Origin of the sequence: Methanospirillum lacunae (genome assembly GCF_003173355.1) — an archaeon.
GTDB classification, from domain to species: domain Archaea; phylum Halobacteriota; class Methanomicrobia; order Methanomicrobiales; family Methanospirillaceae; genus Methanospirillum; species Methanospirillum lacunae.
In genome coordinates this window covers 263,683-280,996 of record NZ_QGMY01000006.1, presented here as the reverse complement: position 1 = coordinate 280,996, position 17,314 = coordinate 263,683, and the positions used below count along the sequence as shown (strand labels likewise).

At 45.2% G+C, this 17,314-nt stretch carries 17 protein-coding genes; 8 read left to right on the top strand and 9 right to left on the bottom strand.

The window, feature by feature from the left end; all coding sequences use genetic code 11:
- Positions 1-81: 81 nt before the first annotated feature.
- The 5 genes from dnaJ to DK846_RS07190 form a co-directional block, all read right to left on the bottom strand.
- The gene (gene dnaJ, locus DK846_RS07210) at positions 82-1,218 is read right to left on the bottom strand and encodes a molecular chaperone DnaJ (RefSeq protein ID WP_109968244.1); all 1,137 of its coding nucleotides are present in this window, start codon (positions 1,216-1,218) and stop codon (positions 82-84) included.
- A gap of 9 nt (positions 1,219-1,227) precedes the next feature.
- Positions 1,228-3,075, bottom strand: a complete 1,848-nt coding sequence (gene dnaK, locus DK846_RS07205; protein WP_109968243.1) for a molecular chaperone DnaK — start codon at positions 3,073-3,075, stop codon at positions 1,228-1,230.
- Positions 3,076-3,080: 5 nt separating this feature from the next.
- On the bottom strand, positions 3,081-3,635 hold the full coding sequence (locus tag DK846_RS07200; protein WP_109968242.1) for a nucleotide exchange factor GrpE: 555 nt from the start codon (positions 3,633-3,635) through the stop codon (positions 3,081-3,083).
- 174 nt (positions 3,636-3,809) lie between these two features.
- Positions 3,810-4,100 (bottom strand): hypothetical protein, encoded by a 291-nt coding sequence (locus tag DK846_RS07195; protein ID WP_109968241.1) that lies wholly within the window; start codon positions 4,098-4,100, stop codon positions 3,810-3,812.
- Between the two features lie 187 nt (positions 4,101-4,287).
- Positions 4,288-4,884, bottom strand: coding sequence for a hypothetical protein (locus DK846_RS07190; protein WP_109968240.1), 597 nt, complete (start codon positions 4,882-4,884; stop codon positions 4,288-4,290).
- A 391-nt stretch (positions 4,885-5,275) separates the two neighbouring features.
- On the opposite strand from DK846_RS07190, the gene DK846_RS07185 reads away from it, so the two are divergent.
- Positions 5,276-5,767, top strand: coding sequence for a ferritin-like domain-containing protein (locus tag DK846_RS07185; protein WP_109968239.1), 492 nt, complete (start codon positions 5,276-5,278; stop codon positions 5,765-5,767).
- Between the two features lie 161 nt (positions 5,768-5,928).
- Positions 5,929-7,419, top strand: a complete 1,491-nt coding sequence (putP, locus tag DK846_RS07180; RefSeq protein ID WP_109968238.1) for a sodium/proline symporter PutP — start codon at positions 5,929-5,931, stop codon at positions 7,417-7,419.
- Between the two features lie 555 nt (positions 7,420-7,974).
- Here putP and DK846_RS07170 read toward each other — a convergent pair.
- From DK846_RS07170 to DK846_RS07160, 3 genes are read right to left on the bottom strand one after another with little or no spacing between them, the layout of a single operon-like run.
- A complete protein-coding gene (locus DK846_RS07170; RefSeq protein WP_109968236.1) occupies positions 7,975-8,694 on the bottom strand; it encodes a UPF0280 family protein in 720 nt (239 codons plus the stop codon).
- A complete protein-coding gene (locus DK846_RS07165) occupies positions 8,694-9,080 on the bottom strand; it encodes a 4Fe-4S binding protein (RefSeq protein ID WP_109968235.1) in 387 nt (128 codons plus the stop codon). The genes DK846_RS07170 and DK846_RS07165 overlap by 1 nt, the downstream gene beginning before the upstream one ends.
- Complete coding sequence (locus tag DK846_RS07160; protein ID WP_109968234.1) at positions 9,077-10,588, bottom strand: homocysteine biosynthesis protein; 1,512 nt, start codon at positions 10,586-10,588, stop codon at positions 9,077-9,079. Before DK846_RS07160 ends, DK846_RS07165 begins: the two co-directional genes overlap by 4 nt.
- Positions 10,589-10,729: 141 nt before the next feature.
- Here DK846_RS07160 and DK846_RS07155 point away from each other — a divergent pair, with 141 nt between their 5' ends.
- The 6 genes from DK846_RS07155 to alaS all read left to right on the top strand — a co-directional run bounded on the left by DK846_RS07155 (position 10,730) and on the right by alaS (position 16,342).
- Positions 10,730-11,125, top strand: a complete 396-nt coding sequence (locus DK846_RS07155) for a hypothetical protein (protein ID WP_109968233.1) — start codon at positions 10,730-10,732, stop codon at positions 11,123-11,125.
- Positions 11,097-11,714 carry a hypothetical protein gene (locus DK846_RS07150; protein WP_109968232.1) on the top strand — a complete coding sequence of 206 codons (618 nt, stop codon included), beginning with the start codon at positions 11,097-11,099 and terminating at the stop codon, positions 11,712-11,714. Before DK846_RS07155 ends, DK846_RS07150 begins: the two co-directional genes overlap by 29 nt.
- A gap of 63 nt (positions 11,715-11,777) precedes the next feature.
- Positions 11,778-12,422, top strand: a complete 645-nt coding sequence (locus tag DK846_RS07145) for a response regulator (RefSeq protein ID WP_181391665.1) — start codon at positions 11,778-11,780, stop codon at positions 12,420-12,422.
- Positions 12,423-12,508: 86 nt separating this feature from the next.
- A complete protein-coding gene (locus tag DK846_RS07140; RefSeq protein WP_109968230.1) occupies positions 12,509-13,219 on the top strand; it encodes a Nif3-like dinuclear metal center hexameric protein in 711 nt (236 codons plus the stop codon).
- A complete protein-coding gene (locus DK846_RS07135) occupies positions 13,216-13,554 on the top strand; it encodes an SWIM zinc finger family protein (protein ID WP_109968229.1) in 339 nt (112 codons plus the stop codon). Before DK846_RS07140 ends, DK846_RS07135 begins: the two co-directional genes overlap by 4 nt.
- 37 nt (positions 13,555-13,591) lie before the next feature.
- On the top strand, positions 13,592-16,342 hold the full coding sequence (gene alaS, locus DK846_RS07130) for an alanine--tRNA ligase (protein ID WP_109968228.1): 2,751 nt from the start codon (positions 13,592-13,594) through the stop codon (positions 16,340-16,342).
- Positions 16,343-16,420: 78 nt separating this feature from the next.
- Here the strand turns inward: alaS and DK846_RS07125 are convergent, their stop codons facing one another.
- Positions 16,421-17,275: a hypothetical protein gene (locus DK846_RS07125; RefSeq protein ID WP_109968227.1), complete on the bottom strand. Its 855-nt coding sequence runs from the start codon at positions 17,273-17,275 to the stop codon at positions 16,421-16,423.
- Between the last annotated feature and the right edge of the window lie 39 nt (positions 17,276-17,314).

Genomic DNA, 17,314 nt, shown 5'->3' with positions numbered 1-17,314 from the left:
TCTACAATTTACGTTTAAACACAATTAAGGGTTTTGATAAAGAGTTTGATGGTGGCGATCAGCCACCTATTGTGTACGTTGTTAACTTCCCAGAATTGACTCAAAGAATCCTTTTTTATCCCCGTTTCCTTTTGGGGTATGTCCTTCAAATGCAAGGATTTTTTCATATAATTCTTTGGTTTCACCATGAACATTCTTTGGTATAACAACCTCAACAAGCACCAGCAGATCTCCGTGTCTGCCACGGCGTCTGATTCCTTCTCCTGAAACCCTTAGCCGTTTTCCTCCCTGTGTCCCAGCAGGTATCTTGACCTCGAGTTTTCTATTATCGATTGTTTCGAGCTCAACTGTGGTTCCGAGTACTGCCTGGGCAGGGGAGATCTGAACCTTGGTCCCAAGATTATCTCCTTCACGCTGGAATCGGGTTTCTGGCTTGACATGCATCTCTATGTACAGGTCACCGTTTGGCGCACCATGGTCTCCGGCCTCGCCGTATCCCTCCATTCTCAGACGCATTCCCGTATCAACACCGGCAGGGATATGGACCGCAACTTTCCTGCGGACTTTTGCATGTCCTGTCCCATGACAAGTAGAGCAGGGTTTTTCCGGAACCTTACCCCGCCCATGACAGAGATCACATGTTCCCTGCCTGACAAAATTACCAAATGGTGTCTGGGTCTGTTGCCTTATCTGCCCTGACCCACCGCACTTTGGGCAATTCTTGAGGTTCCGGTTCTCGCTGCCGGTACCTTCACATGTCTGACAAGCCTCGGCATGCATCACTTCGATCTCTTTGTCGAGTCCGAATGTGGCGTCTTTGAGTGAGATGTCCATGCGCATGAGAAGGTCATCACCTCTGCGTGGACCACGCTGCCTTCCACCACCGAACCCTCCAAAGATGTCACTGGCAAAGTCGAAGATGTCGCCGAATCCTGAGAAGTCTGCGTTAAACCCGCCGCTGTATCCGCCCCCGCCGTAGGATCCCTTGGAGGCGTTGGTGAAGTTTTCGTGTCCCATCTGATCATACTGGGCCCGCTTCTGGGAATCAGAGAGGACACTGTACGCCTCATTGATCTCCTTGAATTTGTCTTCAGCCCCGGGATCCTTGTTTACGTCTGGGTGGTATTTCCGGGCAAGGTTGCGGTAGGCTTTCTTTATCTCTTTATCATCGGCTGTCCGTGAGACGCCGAGTCTGTCGTAATAATCTCCCGCAACCATGATTCAGGTTCACTCCTTCTTCTCAGTGAAATCTGCATCAACCACGTTATCGTCTGCAGGTCCGGAATTCTGCTGTTCTCCTGTTCCTCCGGCCTGCTGCTGGGCAGCCTGTTCCTGCTGGACTTTCTGGTAGATCTTGGTAGTGATTGTGTAGACAGCCTCGGTCAGTTCTTCCATAGCCTTCTTGATCTGTTCTGAATCTGTGCCTTCAAGTGCCTTCTTTACTGCATCAATCTGTTCACGGACCTTGGTTTTATCTGCCTCTTCAATCTTGTCATCAGACTCTTTGAGGAGTTTTTCTGCAGAGAAGACAGCCATGTCAGCACTATTCCGGACCTCGATCTCTTCTTTCTTCTTGGTGTCTTCTTCCTCGAACTTCTTCGCGTCGTCTACCATCCGCTCGATCTCATCATCTGAGAGTTTCTTACTCCCTTTGATCGTAATCTTCTGCTCGTTTCCAGTTCCAAGATCTTTGGCAGATACGTGAATGATACCATTTGCATCAATGTCGAAGGTTACTTCGATCTGTGGGATACCCCTGGGAGCTGGTGGAATACCGGTCAGCATGAACTTTCCGAGAGTGAAGTTGTCTGCTGCGAGTTTTCGCTCACCCTGCACGACATGGATCTCGACTGATGTCTGATTGTCTGCTGCAGTTGAGAATACCTGGCTCTTCTTGGTCGGGATGGTTGTATTCCTGTCGATGATCGGGGTTGCGATTCCTCCAAGGGTCTCGATTGAAAGTGTCAGTGGGGCAACATCCAGCAGAACGATATCACTGGTTTCACCACCAAGGACTCCACCCTGGATTGCTGCGCCGACTGCAACACACTCGTCTGGGTTGATTCCCTTGTCTGGCTCTTTTCCAAGGATTTCCTTAACTTTCTGCTGAACGAGCGGTACACGGGTTGACCCCCCAACAAGCAGCACGTGATCGATATCTGATGGGGTCATACCAGCGTCTGAAAGTGCCTGCTTGACCGGGCCAATGGTGCTCTCAACCAGATTCCCGATGAGCTGTTCGAATTTGGACTTTGTCAGATCGATGTCCAGGAATTTCGGACCACTTGAGTCGGTAGTGATGTATGGCAGATTTACATTGGTCTTCTGTTTCTGAGAAAGTTCGATCTTTGCATTTTCGGACGCATCACGGAGCCGCTGCATTGCCATTGGATCCTTGGTGAGGTCTATACCTTCTTTTTTCTTGAATTCCTCGACCAGGAAGTCGGTGACAAGTTTATCAAAGTCGTCACCACCAAGGTGATTGTTTCCCGCAGTTGCCTTAACTTCAAAGACTCCGTCACCAAGGGTCAGGATTGAAACATCGAATGTACCGCCACCAAGGTCGTACACTAATACTGTCTTGTCCTCTTCTTTGTCGATGCCATATGCAAGGGCACTTGCAGTCGGTTCATTGATGATTCGGAGTACTTCAAGTCCTGCAATGGTTCCTGCGTCCTTTGTTGCCTGACGCTGTGCATCATTGAAGTAAGCAGGGACAGTAATGACTGCCTTCTTGATCTCTTCCCCAAGATATGCTTCAGCATCACTCTTGAGTTTCTGAAGAATCATTGCAGAGATCTCCTGCGGACTGAAGTTCTTTCCATTGAGACTGAACTTCTTGTCAGTTCCCATGGACCGTTTTACTGAAATTATGGTGTTCTGATGGTTGGTTATTGCCTGGCGCTTCGCAAGACTCCCGACAAGTCTTTCTCCATCCTTGGTAAATGCAACAACCGATGGAGTGGTTCTGCCACCTTCTGCGTTGGGGATGACGACAGCTTTTCCACCTTCCATGATTGACATGCATGAGTTGGTTGTTCCCAGATCGATACCCAGAATTTTTTCACTAGCCATTTTATTTACTCCTTTGATTGTTCTGATTCGTTTCCACGCGAGACTGTAACTTTAGCAGGTCTGATAACTTTACTGTTCAGGCAGTAGCCCTTACAGACTTCATCGCAAACGATCCCCTCATCTTTTTCGGATGGAACGTAGGCAATCGCCTCATGACGGGTTGGATCAAATTTCTCGCCTGATGATTCATATGAGCCAATACCCTGCCTGTCGAGAACATTTTCAAGCAATTTTTTGATCTGATTCATTCCCTCATGCTCGGACCCTTCTGCAACGAGGGCACGTTCAAGGCTATCTGCAACTTCAAGCATGTCTTTAGCAAATCGTTCTATTGCTGAGCTTGTCCGTGATTCTATATCCCGGGCACTTCTCTTTCTGAAATTTTCAAAGTCAGCAGCAAGCCTCAGGTATCTGTTATGGAGATCATCATACTCACCCTGCAGGATCTCAAGGGGAGTGCGTTCATCCTGAGGGGGAGATTCCTCCGGAATCAGTTCTCCGACTTCACCCTGATCTTCTCTGGGTTCCTGCGGAGCCCCTTCATCTGCGGAATTAATCATACGTGGTCACCATATCTGTTGTAATGTAGTTCTATATAATAGTTTCCCATCATTCACTATCACTACTACATAATCATTATCTGAATGAAACATAAATATCCTCAAATTACAATCTAATTTTTAAAAAACAAAAAATTGTATGATTTTCAAAAATGTGCTTTGACTAACTTTAAGTTAATGTCGTATATGCCATAATAAGCCGGTTAAGGTTGAAAACCCATTAGCGCAGACTGAACAAATGCCTGCATATCGCAGATCTACTTTGGCTAATAGATAGATCAGGATCATTTCAGTACACACCACTCCGGTTTCAAGGAGTATGAGGGGGATGTCAAGAATAAGGTAGCAGTAATTTAAGAGGGGATTTGTTACTCCGTTAATTAGCACGGTGTAGATAAACAGGTTCAGAGGTTCTTTTCTGATCAGAAGAATAAGGGCTACATACTCTGAGAGGATGGTTCCCATCAAGGCCAATATCAATGAGGATAATAGAAGGTTCACCTGATTCTCCGGATTAACAGAATAAGAATAATAAGCAACGCTGAAAATGAGGGTATGAAAAAAAACCAGACGTTGAGAAGAAAAAGATCCTGACTCTGCATTGTCACCCTCTTTTCATATTCTTCAGACAGATAACAATAAAAAAAATGTTTCAGATTTTCTCCAGCAATATGTCTGGAGAAAACATCTGGTTGATATCGTTTAGTGAAGCAGAATCAATCTTTTCAGGCTTAGTCTGTTCTATTTCTTCAGATATGGTACCATTTTCATATTGGTAGATGGTTTTAATTTTGGAAACATTAAGAGTCTTTTTATTAATACCCTCTATGTTGAGCAGAACTGTAAGATTACTCACAGATAAGTTCTCATTAAGACTTGTTGTTACAGGAAGAAGGAGATCTGATGTTGCGAGTGGGGTGGATTCGAAGTAGGCTGATAGATTTTTCTTCTCACGTTCTGGAGAACTGAGATCTGCCAGAATAGTTGGATCAAGATCTGTTCGTTTGATAGCATGGAGAATAAATCCATCTAGTTTATACCCTCCACCAAATGTTCCATTAACTACCAGAGATGGATATTCATAATTCCAGATCTCACTGCTTGTCAAAAACTGATATTCTGGATAAAATTCAGTGTTGTTAATAACATATTGATTAGTCTGCTGTTTTATGCCGGCAACTGCAATATCAGCCTGAACCGACGTGAACAAACTCCCTGCCAGAATCAGCAATAAAATAACCCTTCTCATTTGATATCACTAGATGGTTATTTCATCCCAATCGGGTAAGAGTTTGTGGGTCTGATGAAATAACGCATGAAATTGATAAATATGATGCTGCGGTCAGGGTAATTATCTGATACACCTGGGCACTGAATATGTAACCGATATTTATGCACTCTGATTTGAATCAGATATTAGTTGCTATTCTGTTTATATTATTCAAAATAGCCGGTATTATTCTCGCGCTCCACTGGAAATGAAGGGGTCTCACAAAATCATTGATAGGCTGATTCGCAGATATTAGAGATTATTGTTTTTGTCTTTGGATATAATCCGATTCTCTTTTTTAAAAATTGTTGGAATTCACCTCATTTGTGATCCGTTTCCTCTAAATAACTAGAGAACGATGAAGTAAATTATGGGAACGAAAGGACGTATGATTGTTGGTATGGATGCTAATGAGCTCATTAGGCTGCTCAACAAAGCATTGAGTGATGAATGGCTTGCGTACTACCAATACTGGGTTGGAGCCAAGGTTGTTAAAGGGCCGACCAAAGATGCAGTGATGACTGAACTTGTCCAACATGCAACCGAAGAACTCGCTCATGCAGACATGATTGCTCTCCGAATTATCCAAATTGGGGGTATTCCTGTCCTTGAACCAAAAGAATGGTACAATCTGACTAACTGTGGATATGAAGTCCCGTCTGATCCCTTTGTTAGAGAGATTCTTAAGCAGAATATTAAAGGTGAACGATGTGCGATCGAGACCTACAATAACCTTCTGTCTGTTGTCAAAGACAAGGATCCAATTACATACAATATGATCCTGACCATCATATCACAGGAGGTTGAACATGAAGAAGATCTTCAGGGTCTGCTGGAGGATCTTGAAGTAATCCTGAAATGAAGGCCCTCACTCTCCTTTAATTCATATATTTATCCCCCGATTCAAGTAATCATATTATAAATACTTTCTGGGGTAACTGCTTTTCCTGCACTTGATGTGACCAGTCCGAGTTCTTCTCTACAACTTTGGTTGGTTGCAAATGGAATACGTGGAGTTCTTCTATGGTTAATACTGATATCGGAATTATAACTGCATTTGTTGTTTATTTAGCAGTGATGCTCAGCATCGGTGCTCTCTATTATCGGAAGACACACAATGTTTCTGATTATATTCTGGGTAGTAGGGGTCTGAACAAGTATGTCGCCTCATTAAGCGCTGAAGCGTCTGATATGAGTGGATGGCTTCTTATTGGGTTACCTGGTCTGGCATATGTATCTGGGATGCAGGCAGGATGGGTTGCTTTAGGTCTCATCCTTGGGACATTTCTTAATTGGAAATTGGTCGCAAAACGTCTGCGTATTTACACTCAGTCTGCCGGAGACTCGTTGACTCTCCCGGAATTCTTTAAAAACCGATTTGAAGATAAATCTGATATCATCGGAGGGATATGTGCGATTTTCATTCTGATTTTCTTCCTTCTGTATACCTCTGCCCAGTTTGTCTCTACCGGTAAGCTCTTCAATACCGTCTTTGGGATTGATTATACCACAGCCTTGCTTATTGGTTCTCTGATTGTTGTGGTCTACACTTTTATTGGTGGATTCATGGCAGTATGTTGGACTGACTTTTTTCAAGGTCTCTTGATGCTCTTTGCCATCCTCGTTGTTCCTATCGCTGCGGTGGGTCTCCTCGGCGGTCCGGTTGCAACCATTGATTCAATCAATGCTGTAAACCCTAATTTGTTGAACCCTTTCACTGGTGTTGACGGAACACCGCTAACTGCGATAGCGATCATTTCTCTCATGGCATGGGGTCTGGGATATTTTGGGCAACCACATATCCTTGTCAGGTTCATGGCAATCCGTGATCCCAAAGAAATTGCTCATGCACGGACTGTTGCGATGATATGGGTTATTCTCTCACTCACTGCTGCAGTTGCAATTGGTCTTGTGGGCAAAGTTTTTCTATCACAACCACTCGTTGGTTCAGCATCAGAAACCGTATTCATGGTGATGACCGATCAGATCTTCTTCTCATTCCTTGCCGGGATCATTTTGTGTGGAATCCTTGCTGCAATTATGAGTACTGCCTCTTCTCAACTACTTGTCACCTCTTCAGCTGTTTCAGAAGATCTGTACCGGACATATCTCCGTCCACATGCCAGTGAAAAAGAAGGGATCTGGGTTAGCAGGATATCTGTGCTCGTAGCTGCTATTATTGCAATAATCCTTGGTCTCAACCCGGACAGCCTGGTGTATGGTATTGTCTCTTATGCGTGGGCAGGGTTTGGAGCAGCCTTTGGGCCGGCACTGTTGATGGCACTCTTCTGGCGCCGCATGACAAAAGCTGGTGCTCTTGCAGGTATTATTAGCGGAGGAGTTACTGTACTCATCTGGAAACAACTTAATCTCTTTGGGCTATATGAGATCGTTCCCGGATTCATTATTGCCCTTGTAGCAATCTATGTTGTCAGCATAATAACACCTGCACCAGACTCTTCCATCGTTACAGTCTTTGATGATGTTGAAATGGCTGACAAAAACTCGAACTGACCCGAAAATATTCTTATCCCGGTTATCACAACCCAAAACTATTTTTCGCTTCGAGAAGACAGCATAAAACCAACTTTGGATAAGTTGTTTAACCTTAGCTGTATAACGGTACTATTGTAATGCAGGGTGAAGATACGTCCACTAATAAGCCCCAATCGATTAAAGGCAACCGACCCCACTGCTTTTATCTCTGGTTTTTACATGGAAAAGCAGTTTGTTCAGAAGAGACCCTGAATCGTTCCTGTGCTTATCCATTCTGGGAGTGTCCGGCGAGATCAGTCCCTTCTGATCCCAGTGGAAAAGTAATGAATGAATCAGCCTCTCAAAGTATGGCACAAGAAAAGATCTTCAAAGAATTAGGTTCTGCCTAAATCAGATTCAAACATTTTTCACCAGATCATGGCGTGGGTTGTTGAAAGATTTCCGAATATACTTGATGGATTATGAGATTTACCCCTGAGGTAGTTTCACATAAATAATTGGACCCTCTCAATCAGGTTCTGGTTGAAATTATTCTCCAACTTTTATGGATGATTCTTTGTCTCAAATTATTTGTTAGGGGGTGATAATTCTCCCGGCAGTGATCAAGTTCTCATTTACTGTTGCAGAAATTATTCTTGGAATTTTTCCCCATATCACACTTTTGTCGCCGAAGACTGCAAAAATTCCGTCTATTCCTTCAGGCAATTTCTCCAGACATGAATGTTCATCTGGTGTGAGTTCGTTGCACACAGCGGTTGCCACCGCATCTGCAAGTATTGGATCAGGACTGAAGACAGTTACACTGTCTGCAATTCCGAGTGATATCGAGGGTCCCACAGTTGCTGATGACGTACAAATTCCGTATATCCCAGATGTAGGTTCTAAAAGAAAAGCATATTTTCCAGAAAGGGGTGATTCTCCTGCAAAAAGGCCGATAGTTATCTCCCGGTCAGCAATGAGTGCAATATCTCCACCATTATCAATCAGACAGAATTTACTTCCCTGATTAATTACATCCTGAAGGGCAAAGGTTGCAATCGCTCCTGCAACAGCTGCCATGGGACCAACTCCAGCCTTTTCTGCAGCATTTGCCATCCGGTTAATAATATGAGATGATGAGACTACCGGGATGGGTTCAAAGCTGGTTTTAAAAAAGGGATCAATGAGGATGTATTTCTCAATTTCATGCCTGGCTTTAGAAAGTCCCAGACATGCAATTCTGATATCTTCATTCTGATCAGCAACTATAGTGGCAATAGTCTCGCTTAACTCAAAATGATACCTGGTTGACATCAGATTTCATTATTTGAAAGTGCCTGGTGTGGGCATGCAATCACACACCTACCACAGAGTATACAACGTTTTGTCTCGACCTGAAGTTCCCATTCACTATTAAATGAGAATACTTCCTTTGGACAGACACTAATGCATGATCCACAATCAACGCATTCATCACGATCATGCCGTATTCCTTCTTCAAGGATACTCACCTCTGCTCCCAGGCCTCGCATCTTTTCACTAATGAGCCGGCAGAATTCATCGGGCACATCAACCAGAGCCTCTTCTCCTTCGTGTGCATCAGATCGTGCCCGGTCAACATTGATCAGGACTCCGGTATCCTTGACCACCTCTGCGATTATTGGCCTGCTCCTGTGTGAAAGTTTTACCAGCAGTTTCATGCTCCCTGCCCTCCTGGTTTGAAGAGTTTTCCAAGATCACTCGCATGAAGAATAGCAATACACTGGTTTTGCGCATCAACTACCGGAAGAGCACTGATCCGGTGATGATCCAGTTTCTGTGCTGCAATATCAACCGGTTCATCACACCGGGTGGTGATCACGTTTCTGGTCATGACATCCTTTACCCTGACTTTGCGCTCCGGATGGGCTACAGCCTTTGCAACATCGAAGGTTGTTACAACTCCCACCAGTCTTCCCTGTTCGTTGAGGACCGGAAGATGATTTGTTTCGCCTTTGAGAAGTTTTTTAGCTGCTTCAGGTATCTCTTCATCTTCTTTGATAGTTACTACCTTACGCTGCATGATCTCCTGAACAAGTGCCACCTTCCGGGTCTCACGCATTGGTTTAACCTGTTTTGAGGGATCAAGACGCCTTGTTGGCAGGCATAATGTCATCTGTCCCTCTTCTATCCACTGTTTCAGGGTCCTTGCAACTTGGAGTGCTTTTCGGTAACTGGAGAGTGAAGATGTCCTGACCTCTTCGCCATTGAGTTCGATCCTCCCGGTTTTAAGATCGGCATAACTTACCTGGGTTATTAATGGACGACTTCTTGAGGGAACACCATAATCCTTGATACTCACAGGAATATCTTCATCCCTGATCGCGGTTCTTCTAACCACCTCAATATCAAGGACAGGAAGAGGAACCCCAACTCCCATGTACAGGGTCGGGCCATATCTGTACATATATGCAGCCCTGAGGAAATCGGTGGACATATCATTCATATCTGCAGTAGTCATCAGTGTTCCAAAGTTACCTGCAGAGGAATGCTGTGTACCTTCACCAACTACCATCCCAGGTGCACCTCCAAGGAGGATAGGAACTCCGCTTCCGATGAGCCTGAGAGCAGGATCATTACAGAGGGGATTCAGGGTTCCTGCTCCTGAGAACGTGACGTTTCCTGAATGGGGCAGGAGGGTCCCCATATAGGTGTAAAGGGTATCATCTGAAGTATTAGTGGCCCCATCGTAACGCTGATATGCATTTCGTGGGTTTACCATGATCGCCTGGTTGAGGTCTTCAAGCCGTATTTCTGTAGTAATATTGCGGCGGGGATAGCAGTCTGATCCCGATGATTGTGCCCTGAGTTCGATCGCTTTTCCGGCAATGAAATCCTCGATGACATGAGCTCCGCCGTAACTCTCTGCCCTGGTCACCGATTTATTTGTAGCTCCAATATAGGTATCAACTGCTGCAAGACCACCGTATGCATCAACATCATTGAGCCAGATACGTTCCATCTTGATAGGAGGCTCTGCATGACCAAAATTGAGGAATGCACCAGAAGAGCACATCGCTCCAAATGTCCCGGTGGTTACGACATCCACCTCTTTAAGGGCTCCTTCTTCACCAAGTTCACTGACAATTGCGGGCATTTCATCGGCAGTGACCACCCTGGCCGATCCCTCCCTTATCCGCCGGTTGATCTCATCGATGGTTTTATCCATATTACTAATTATTTTACAGTAAGATCAGTTATATATTCTTAATGAATAATTCTGCATGGGGTGAAAATATTGATTTCAGGAGAAATTGTGTAAAAATGAAGATCTGTTCAGACAGGTTGGCTGCATCAACTGGAGATATCTATGCGTGATAATGTACGGATTCTCTTGTATGGTTTTTTGACATGGCTCATCCCATTTTTACTTTCAATTCCGTTCTATTCTGGAGGGGGACTTCAAATTGATCAACAGTTGTTTAAGAGTATTATGATTGTTGCCGGAGCCCTAACCGGTGCAGCCCTGATAATTCATCTCTTCAGTGTCATGACTATGGAGTATCAGACCGCGGGATATGTCACTGGTGTGGCTTGGCTTTTAATTAACTGGGGCCTCGATATAGTAATCCTAATCCCCTTGAGTGGACTTGATTTTATATCATATACATTCCAGATAGGACTTCGGTATCTTGTTATTCCTGTAATGACAATTATGGCCGGGGTAGTTGCTGAACATGCAGCAAGAAAAGAGTCACAAGTCTGATCTATCATCCCCTTTTGTAGATCAGGAAACCGGAAAGAAGGCCGAAGTTCCAAGTACATTATCAATTGAACAGGAATTTCTTCCAGTACTCTGGTATCTCCTGGCAGACAGAATAGCTCCCCAACTATGCTGCAGATATCCTCCTCCCCTTGAACAGATATTTAAGGCTGCAGTCAGGGAAGTCTCATATAATGACGGGGATTTAGACAAAGCAGTTACCTTACTTCGAGAGATTTTCAGGAATGCATCTGCAGAAGAGATGATATTTGAACAGGCCGGTCAGCTCCTGAATATTATTGAGTGGAGACGGACATATCATCCCTCATGGTTTGTACAAGGATGTAAAGGTCGCAGGTTGAAGCCTGGGAAATGTTCTGCCTACATCAGTCATGCTATGGTACTTCTTCAGACCGGATCTGATGATGAAGCACTTGATCTGACACAAAAAATTCTTGATTCTTCTGAACCTGAATCGGATGATGAATATCTCGCATATCTCATCCGTACAGCGGTCTTCATCTGCAAGGGGGAAATATCACATGGAGAAGCAGAGTTTGCTTATATTATCTCTAAATCCCTCACTAATTGAAAAGATGAAAGTATTTTTCCCTCGTTCATACACATGATAAACAATACGGGCAGGGGTTACGTCATGATCCGGAAACAGAAGAATATACTGATAATCGACGATGAATCTGTGTTCAGAGAAGCACAGTGTTCTGCTTTGACTGCATGTGGACACACCTGCATATCAGTGGAAAGTGCAGGTGACGGGATACAACGCCTCAAATCTGAACACTATGATCTCGTACTTCTGGATATCATGATGGATCCTCTTGATGGCTGGGATACACTTGATCTGATCAAGACCCTTCCCCAGGGGCAGGAAATCCCTGTTTTCATGTCGTCAGCAAAATCCGTGTTCGCTGATGAGATCCTCCGTTTTGGTGAACAGATAAGTGGATTCATAAAAAAACCATTCGTTGATGATGATCTATGCGAATATATCAACAAATTCTTTGAATGGTATGATATCGTGCTTGCTGATGCAGCAGGTGCCGGATCAAAAGGTGTTCCATCTGATGTTTGTGCTGAATGGATTCTATTATCACGACAAGTCCGGGCATTGATTGGATTGAAGGAGATTGTAAACCCACGATGTATCCCGAATGGAACAGAATCAGAAGAAATGGTTTTCGCCCGCAAATTGAAAGATATTCAAGAGCTCATTGATGAAAAGATGAATAAACTGTCTTCAATTAATCGTGATTATCCTCTTCTTTCTATTAGGGGCTGATCCTCTAATGAACAGGTCTGAAATACTCTTTCTGCCACCAATCTTATTTTTTCTCTCTATTAAAAAGTGTAAGGTGATGTAAGGCGATGATATACCGGGATGATATTGTCCTTGATCTGGAAGGCTGTGCTCCACCTGATCTGGCAGAACCGTTTGATCAGGGTAAAATCGGACTGATAGTAGAAGGAAAGCAGGAAATTACCCGGGTTTGTACCTGCCTTGATGTCACCGCGTCGGTGGTCAGGCAGGTGATTGAGTTGGGGGCAGATATGATTGTTGCCCATCATACCCCTTTCTGGTATCCTCTCACAAGTATAAAGGGTTCAGATGCATCGCTCCTTCGAGATCTCCTCAGCCATGAAATCAATGTGTATGTCATGCACACGAATTATGACCTTGCGGTGGCCGGTGTGAACCATTGTCTGGCCGGTCTGCTTGGACTCGGTTCTGTAAGGCCCCTCTCACTCGGAGTTGTTGGAGACTGTTATCTGACACCATCAATGATCGCTGATCATTTAGGTACTTCACTTCGGATATGGGGGAAGGTAAGTGAGATAAGGCGGCTTGCGGTTGTCGGGGGATCAGGTTTTGATCCGGTGCTGATTAAAGAAGCTTCTGATGTCGGTGCACAAGCCTTTCTTTCTGCAGAACTTAAGCATTCAGTGGCGAGATCATCTCCTTTACCACTCCTTGAAGCTACTCACTATGCCCTCGAAGCCCCTGCAATGAGGATCCTAGCAGGAAAAAAAGGCTGGACCTACATCGATGATCCGCCAGTATTGAGTACATATCCATGAGTGATCCCCTCTCGGATCTCGCATCAGGTTCCCCGCTTAACGACTGGATGAGAAAGAGAATTGGTGCATATTACAAGAGCCGGGGAAAGAAAGCCCTTGATATTGTTGACCAGAACAGGGTCAAAAGATATCGGGATTTTTTTGTAGTGGTTGGTGATACCGGTGAGTATGTGGTTGAGGATGATTTCTGTTCCTGCGACGACTTTCTTCATCGTGGAGGACGTTGCGCTCATATTCTTGCTGTGAAGGTTGCCCGGATAACCGGCAGGTTTGAACTAATCGATCTTTGGTACCATGAAGACCTTACTGGTTGTTCGGGTGGTACAGCCTTATAGAAGGCAGGAGAATAGCTAAGGCACTGCGGGAATCTTCATGATGGAAGAAGAATATCAGCTCGAATACTTCCGTACCCAGGATATGGTACGGAAGGTCTGTACCTCGTGCGGGAAAGCGTTCTGGACGAGAGACCCCGAGCGAACAGTCTGTGGGGATGCCCCCTGCGAACCATATCAGTTCATTGGAAACCCTCTTTTCAAAGCTCACACTGTGGATCAGATGCGGGAAGCATATCTCTCATTCTATGAGAAGGAGGGCCATACCCGGATATCCCGCTATCCTGTGGCAGCCCGGTGGCGTGATGATATTTACCTTACCATTGCATCAATCGCCGATTTTCAACCATTTGTAACAAGCGGAGTTGTTCCGCCACCTGCAAACCCGCTGACAATTTCTCAACCCTGTATCCGTCTCAATGATCTCGACTCAGTAGGAAGATCCGGCAGGCATCTGACCTGCTTTGAGATGATGGCACATCATGCCTTCAACTCAAACGGGAAGGAAGTATACTGGAAGGATCGGACAGTTGAACTCTGTGACCAGTTCCTAGCAAGCATCGGGGCTGACATGAACCGGGTCACCTACAAGGAACACCCATGGATCGGTGGAGGAAATGCGGGACCGAGTGTTGAGGTTCTTATCGGTGGGCTTGAAGTGGCTACCCTGGTCTTCATGAGTCTTGGAAAGCAGAAGACCGATAAACCTCCGGTCATGCTTGAAGGGAATCCGTACTACCCGATGAATCTTAGAATTGTGGATACCGGGTATGGTCTTGAACGTCTGGTCTGGGCCTCGAAAGGTTCTCCAACGATCTATGATGCCGTCTTTCCGGAAATGGTCAGCCATGTGATGCAGGAGGCTGGTCTTGGTCACCGACTCAACGATCCTGACTTTATTCATATACTTGGAGAGAACGCAAAATTCGCAGGTCTCATGGATATCTCAGGTCAGCGAATCTTTGAACTTCGACAGAAGGTTGCTGATCAGATCAATATCCCTGTTGAGAAACTTGAGAAGATGATCGCCCCGGTGGAGAGTGTGTATGCCATCGTAGATCACACCCGCTGCCTCTCATACATGCTTGGGGACTGCATCGTACCCTCAAATGTAAAGGATGGGTATCTTGCACGTCTTGTGATCCGGCGAACACTCAGGATGATGAAAGACCTCAATATTGAGGATAGTTTCCTGGGTGAGATGGTTAGCAAGCAGATGAAGATCATCGGGACTGAAAGATTCGAACAGGATCCTGAAGTGGTTAGTGAGATCATCGAGCGTGAGATTGAGAAGTACCGAACTACTATGGAGAGGGGAACCCGTACTGTTGAGCGTCTTGCACAGAGTTACAAAAAGAAGTGTGAGAAGATTCCGCTCAGTGAGATGGTCACCCTCTATGATTCTCATGGTATTCCTCCGGAGATGGTCCGCGATCTTGCTGCAGAGCAGGGTGCTGTAGTTGATTTGCCTGATGATTTTTACTCGCAGATTGCAGACAAACATTCCGAGTCAGAACGCGAGCCAGAACGAAATCCCCTCTTTGATTACCTTGACCGGCTTGCCCATTTGCCAGAAACCAATAAACTGTACTACGAGAAGCAGGGCTCGATGGAGTTTGAAGCAAAAGTCCTTGATGTTCTTGATAACAGGTACGTAGTTCTGGATACCACTCTTTACTATCCAGAAGGTGGTGGCCAGCCAGGAGATACCGGTCTTATTCTGGCACCAGACGGACTTACAATCCGTGTTGAGGACACGATCAAACTCGGTAATTCAATTCTTCATAAGATCTCCGGGGGGAATCTTCAGAAAGGCGATACAATCCGTGGAATCATCGATGAGGAGAGGCGTCTTTCCCTGATGAGGCACCATACTGCAACCCATATTCTTCTGCATGCTGCTCAGGAAGTGCTTGGTGCACATATTCATCAAGCCGGTGCCCAGAAAGGTGAGACCAGTTCACGAATGGATCTTCGACATTACAAACATATCACGCCTGCAGAACTCAAGAAGATCGAGGCTGCTGCAAACCGGCTGGTTATGGCAAACACTCCGACCTCAATTGGCTGGGAAGATCGAACTGATGCAGAGCAGAAGTATGGATTCCGCCTTTATCAGGGAGGAGTTCCGCCAGGTTCCAGGATCAGGGTTGTTAAGGTTGCAGGCGATATTGAGGCATGTGCGGGAACACATTGCGCCCATACTGGTGATATTGGTCTTATCAAGATCATCAGGGTCGAGCATATCCAGGATGGAATTGAGAGGCTTGAGTTCACTGCAGGCCTTGCTGCCGTGCAGTATCTTCACCAGATGGAAGATCTACTTACCGGTGCAGCAGAGGCATTTTCAGTCCAGAATGAAGCACTTCCCGCAACTGCACAGCGGTTTTTTGGTGAGTGGAAGGATCAGCGTAAGGAGATTGAACGGCTTTCTGCTAAAGTCAGTGAACTCGAACTGAAAAACCTGACTTCTGAAGAGATCAATGGAAAGAATGTTCTGATTAAACGTATTGATCTTCCATCTGTCGAACTGGTTAAAATTGCTACAAGTATCTCTGCATTAGGGGGAGTTGCACTCCTGATTGCTGGTGGTGAAACCGCACGGGCAGTGGTTTCAAGCGGAGTAGACACAATAAAGGCTGGAGATCTGATAGCTGCAGTATGCACTATCCTTGGAGGAAAAGGCGGTGGGAAGCCAAACCTTGCACAGGGTGGCGGACCGGACGTGACAAAGATCGATCAGGCTCTTACTTCAGGTCGCGATATGATTATTACCACCCTGAATGGGTGAATATAAACTCACTAATTCTCTTTTTCTAATCTCTATCTGATTTTAAATGGCGTAACGGACTCGCTAAAAAATCGGAGATTATTCTCTCTGGTGCAAGACAAATGCAATAATAACGCTGCAGACTCCGATGAAACCGGGGAGTGGTGACCTGGTAGGTGTTGGGAGCGGAGTCTGGGTTGGGTCTTTTTGCGTCTCATTAGATACTGGTGTCTGTGTAATTGTTGGAGTCTGGGTTTCTTTGACTGTTGGTGTGCTGTTCTCTCCACCGGTGACATTGAAAGAGAGTTCACCGATGAATCCCCCTTTGTCTGAAAGACTTACCTGATATTCTCCTGCTTGGGTGACTGGTATTTTGGTTGAGAAATGGCCGTCCTTGTCTGCATATCCAGAACTGGTGATCAACTGCTGGGGACCAAATGTGAAATTATCAGGGCCAAATGCCCGAAGGGTGATCACACCGTTATTCAAATCTTTTATCTTTCCTGTTACAACCAGGGCAGATCCGATATCCTGTGTCTGTGAAGACTCCAAAGTAAGTTCATCTGAGCGATCTACTATCATCACAACCCTGCGGGTGACTGATGACGAGCCAAGTGAACTCTCAACGAACTCTTTCCCATCTGATACAATATTATGAATTTCAACCTTGTATTGTCCCTTCTGAAGATCTCGTGTCTCAAAATCCGATCTGAATAATCTGCTCTGATCCACTATTACTTTCTGTCTTGCAACCTCCCCTGCAGTGTACTTTGAGTAAAAAAGAACGATATCAAAATAAGTATTCTCAGGGAATGATGTTTCCCCGGTAACTGTCAGGGGGCTGCCAAGATTGACCTGATCCGGTGCATCAATGGTGATTATATATGCATCAGCACTGCAGATCAGGGCTGCTACAACAAGGAGAATGATGATAATCCGGGATCTCAATGACATACCAAGAGATCTGATCCCAGAATATTAGGCCTTATCGCC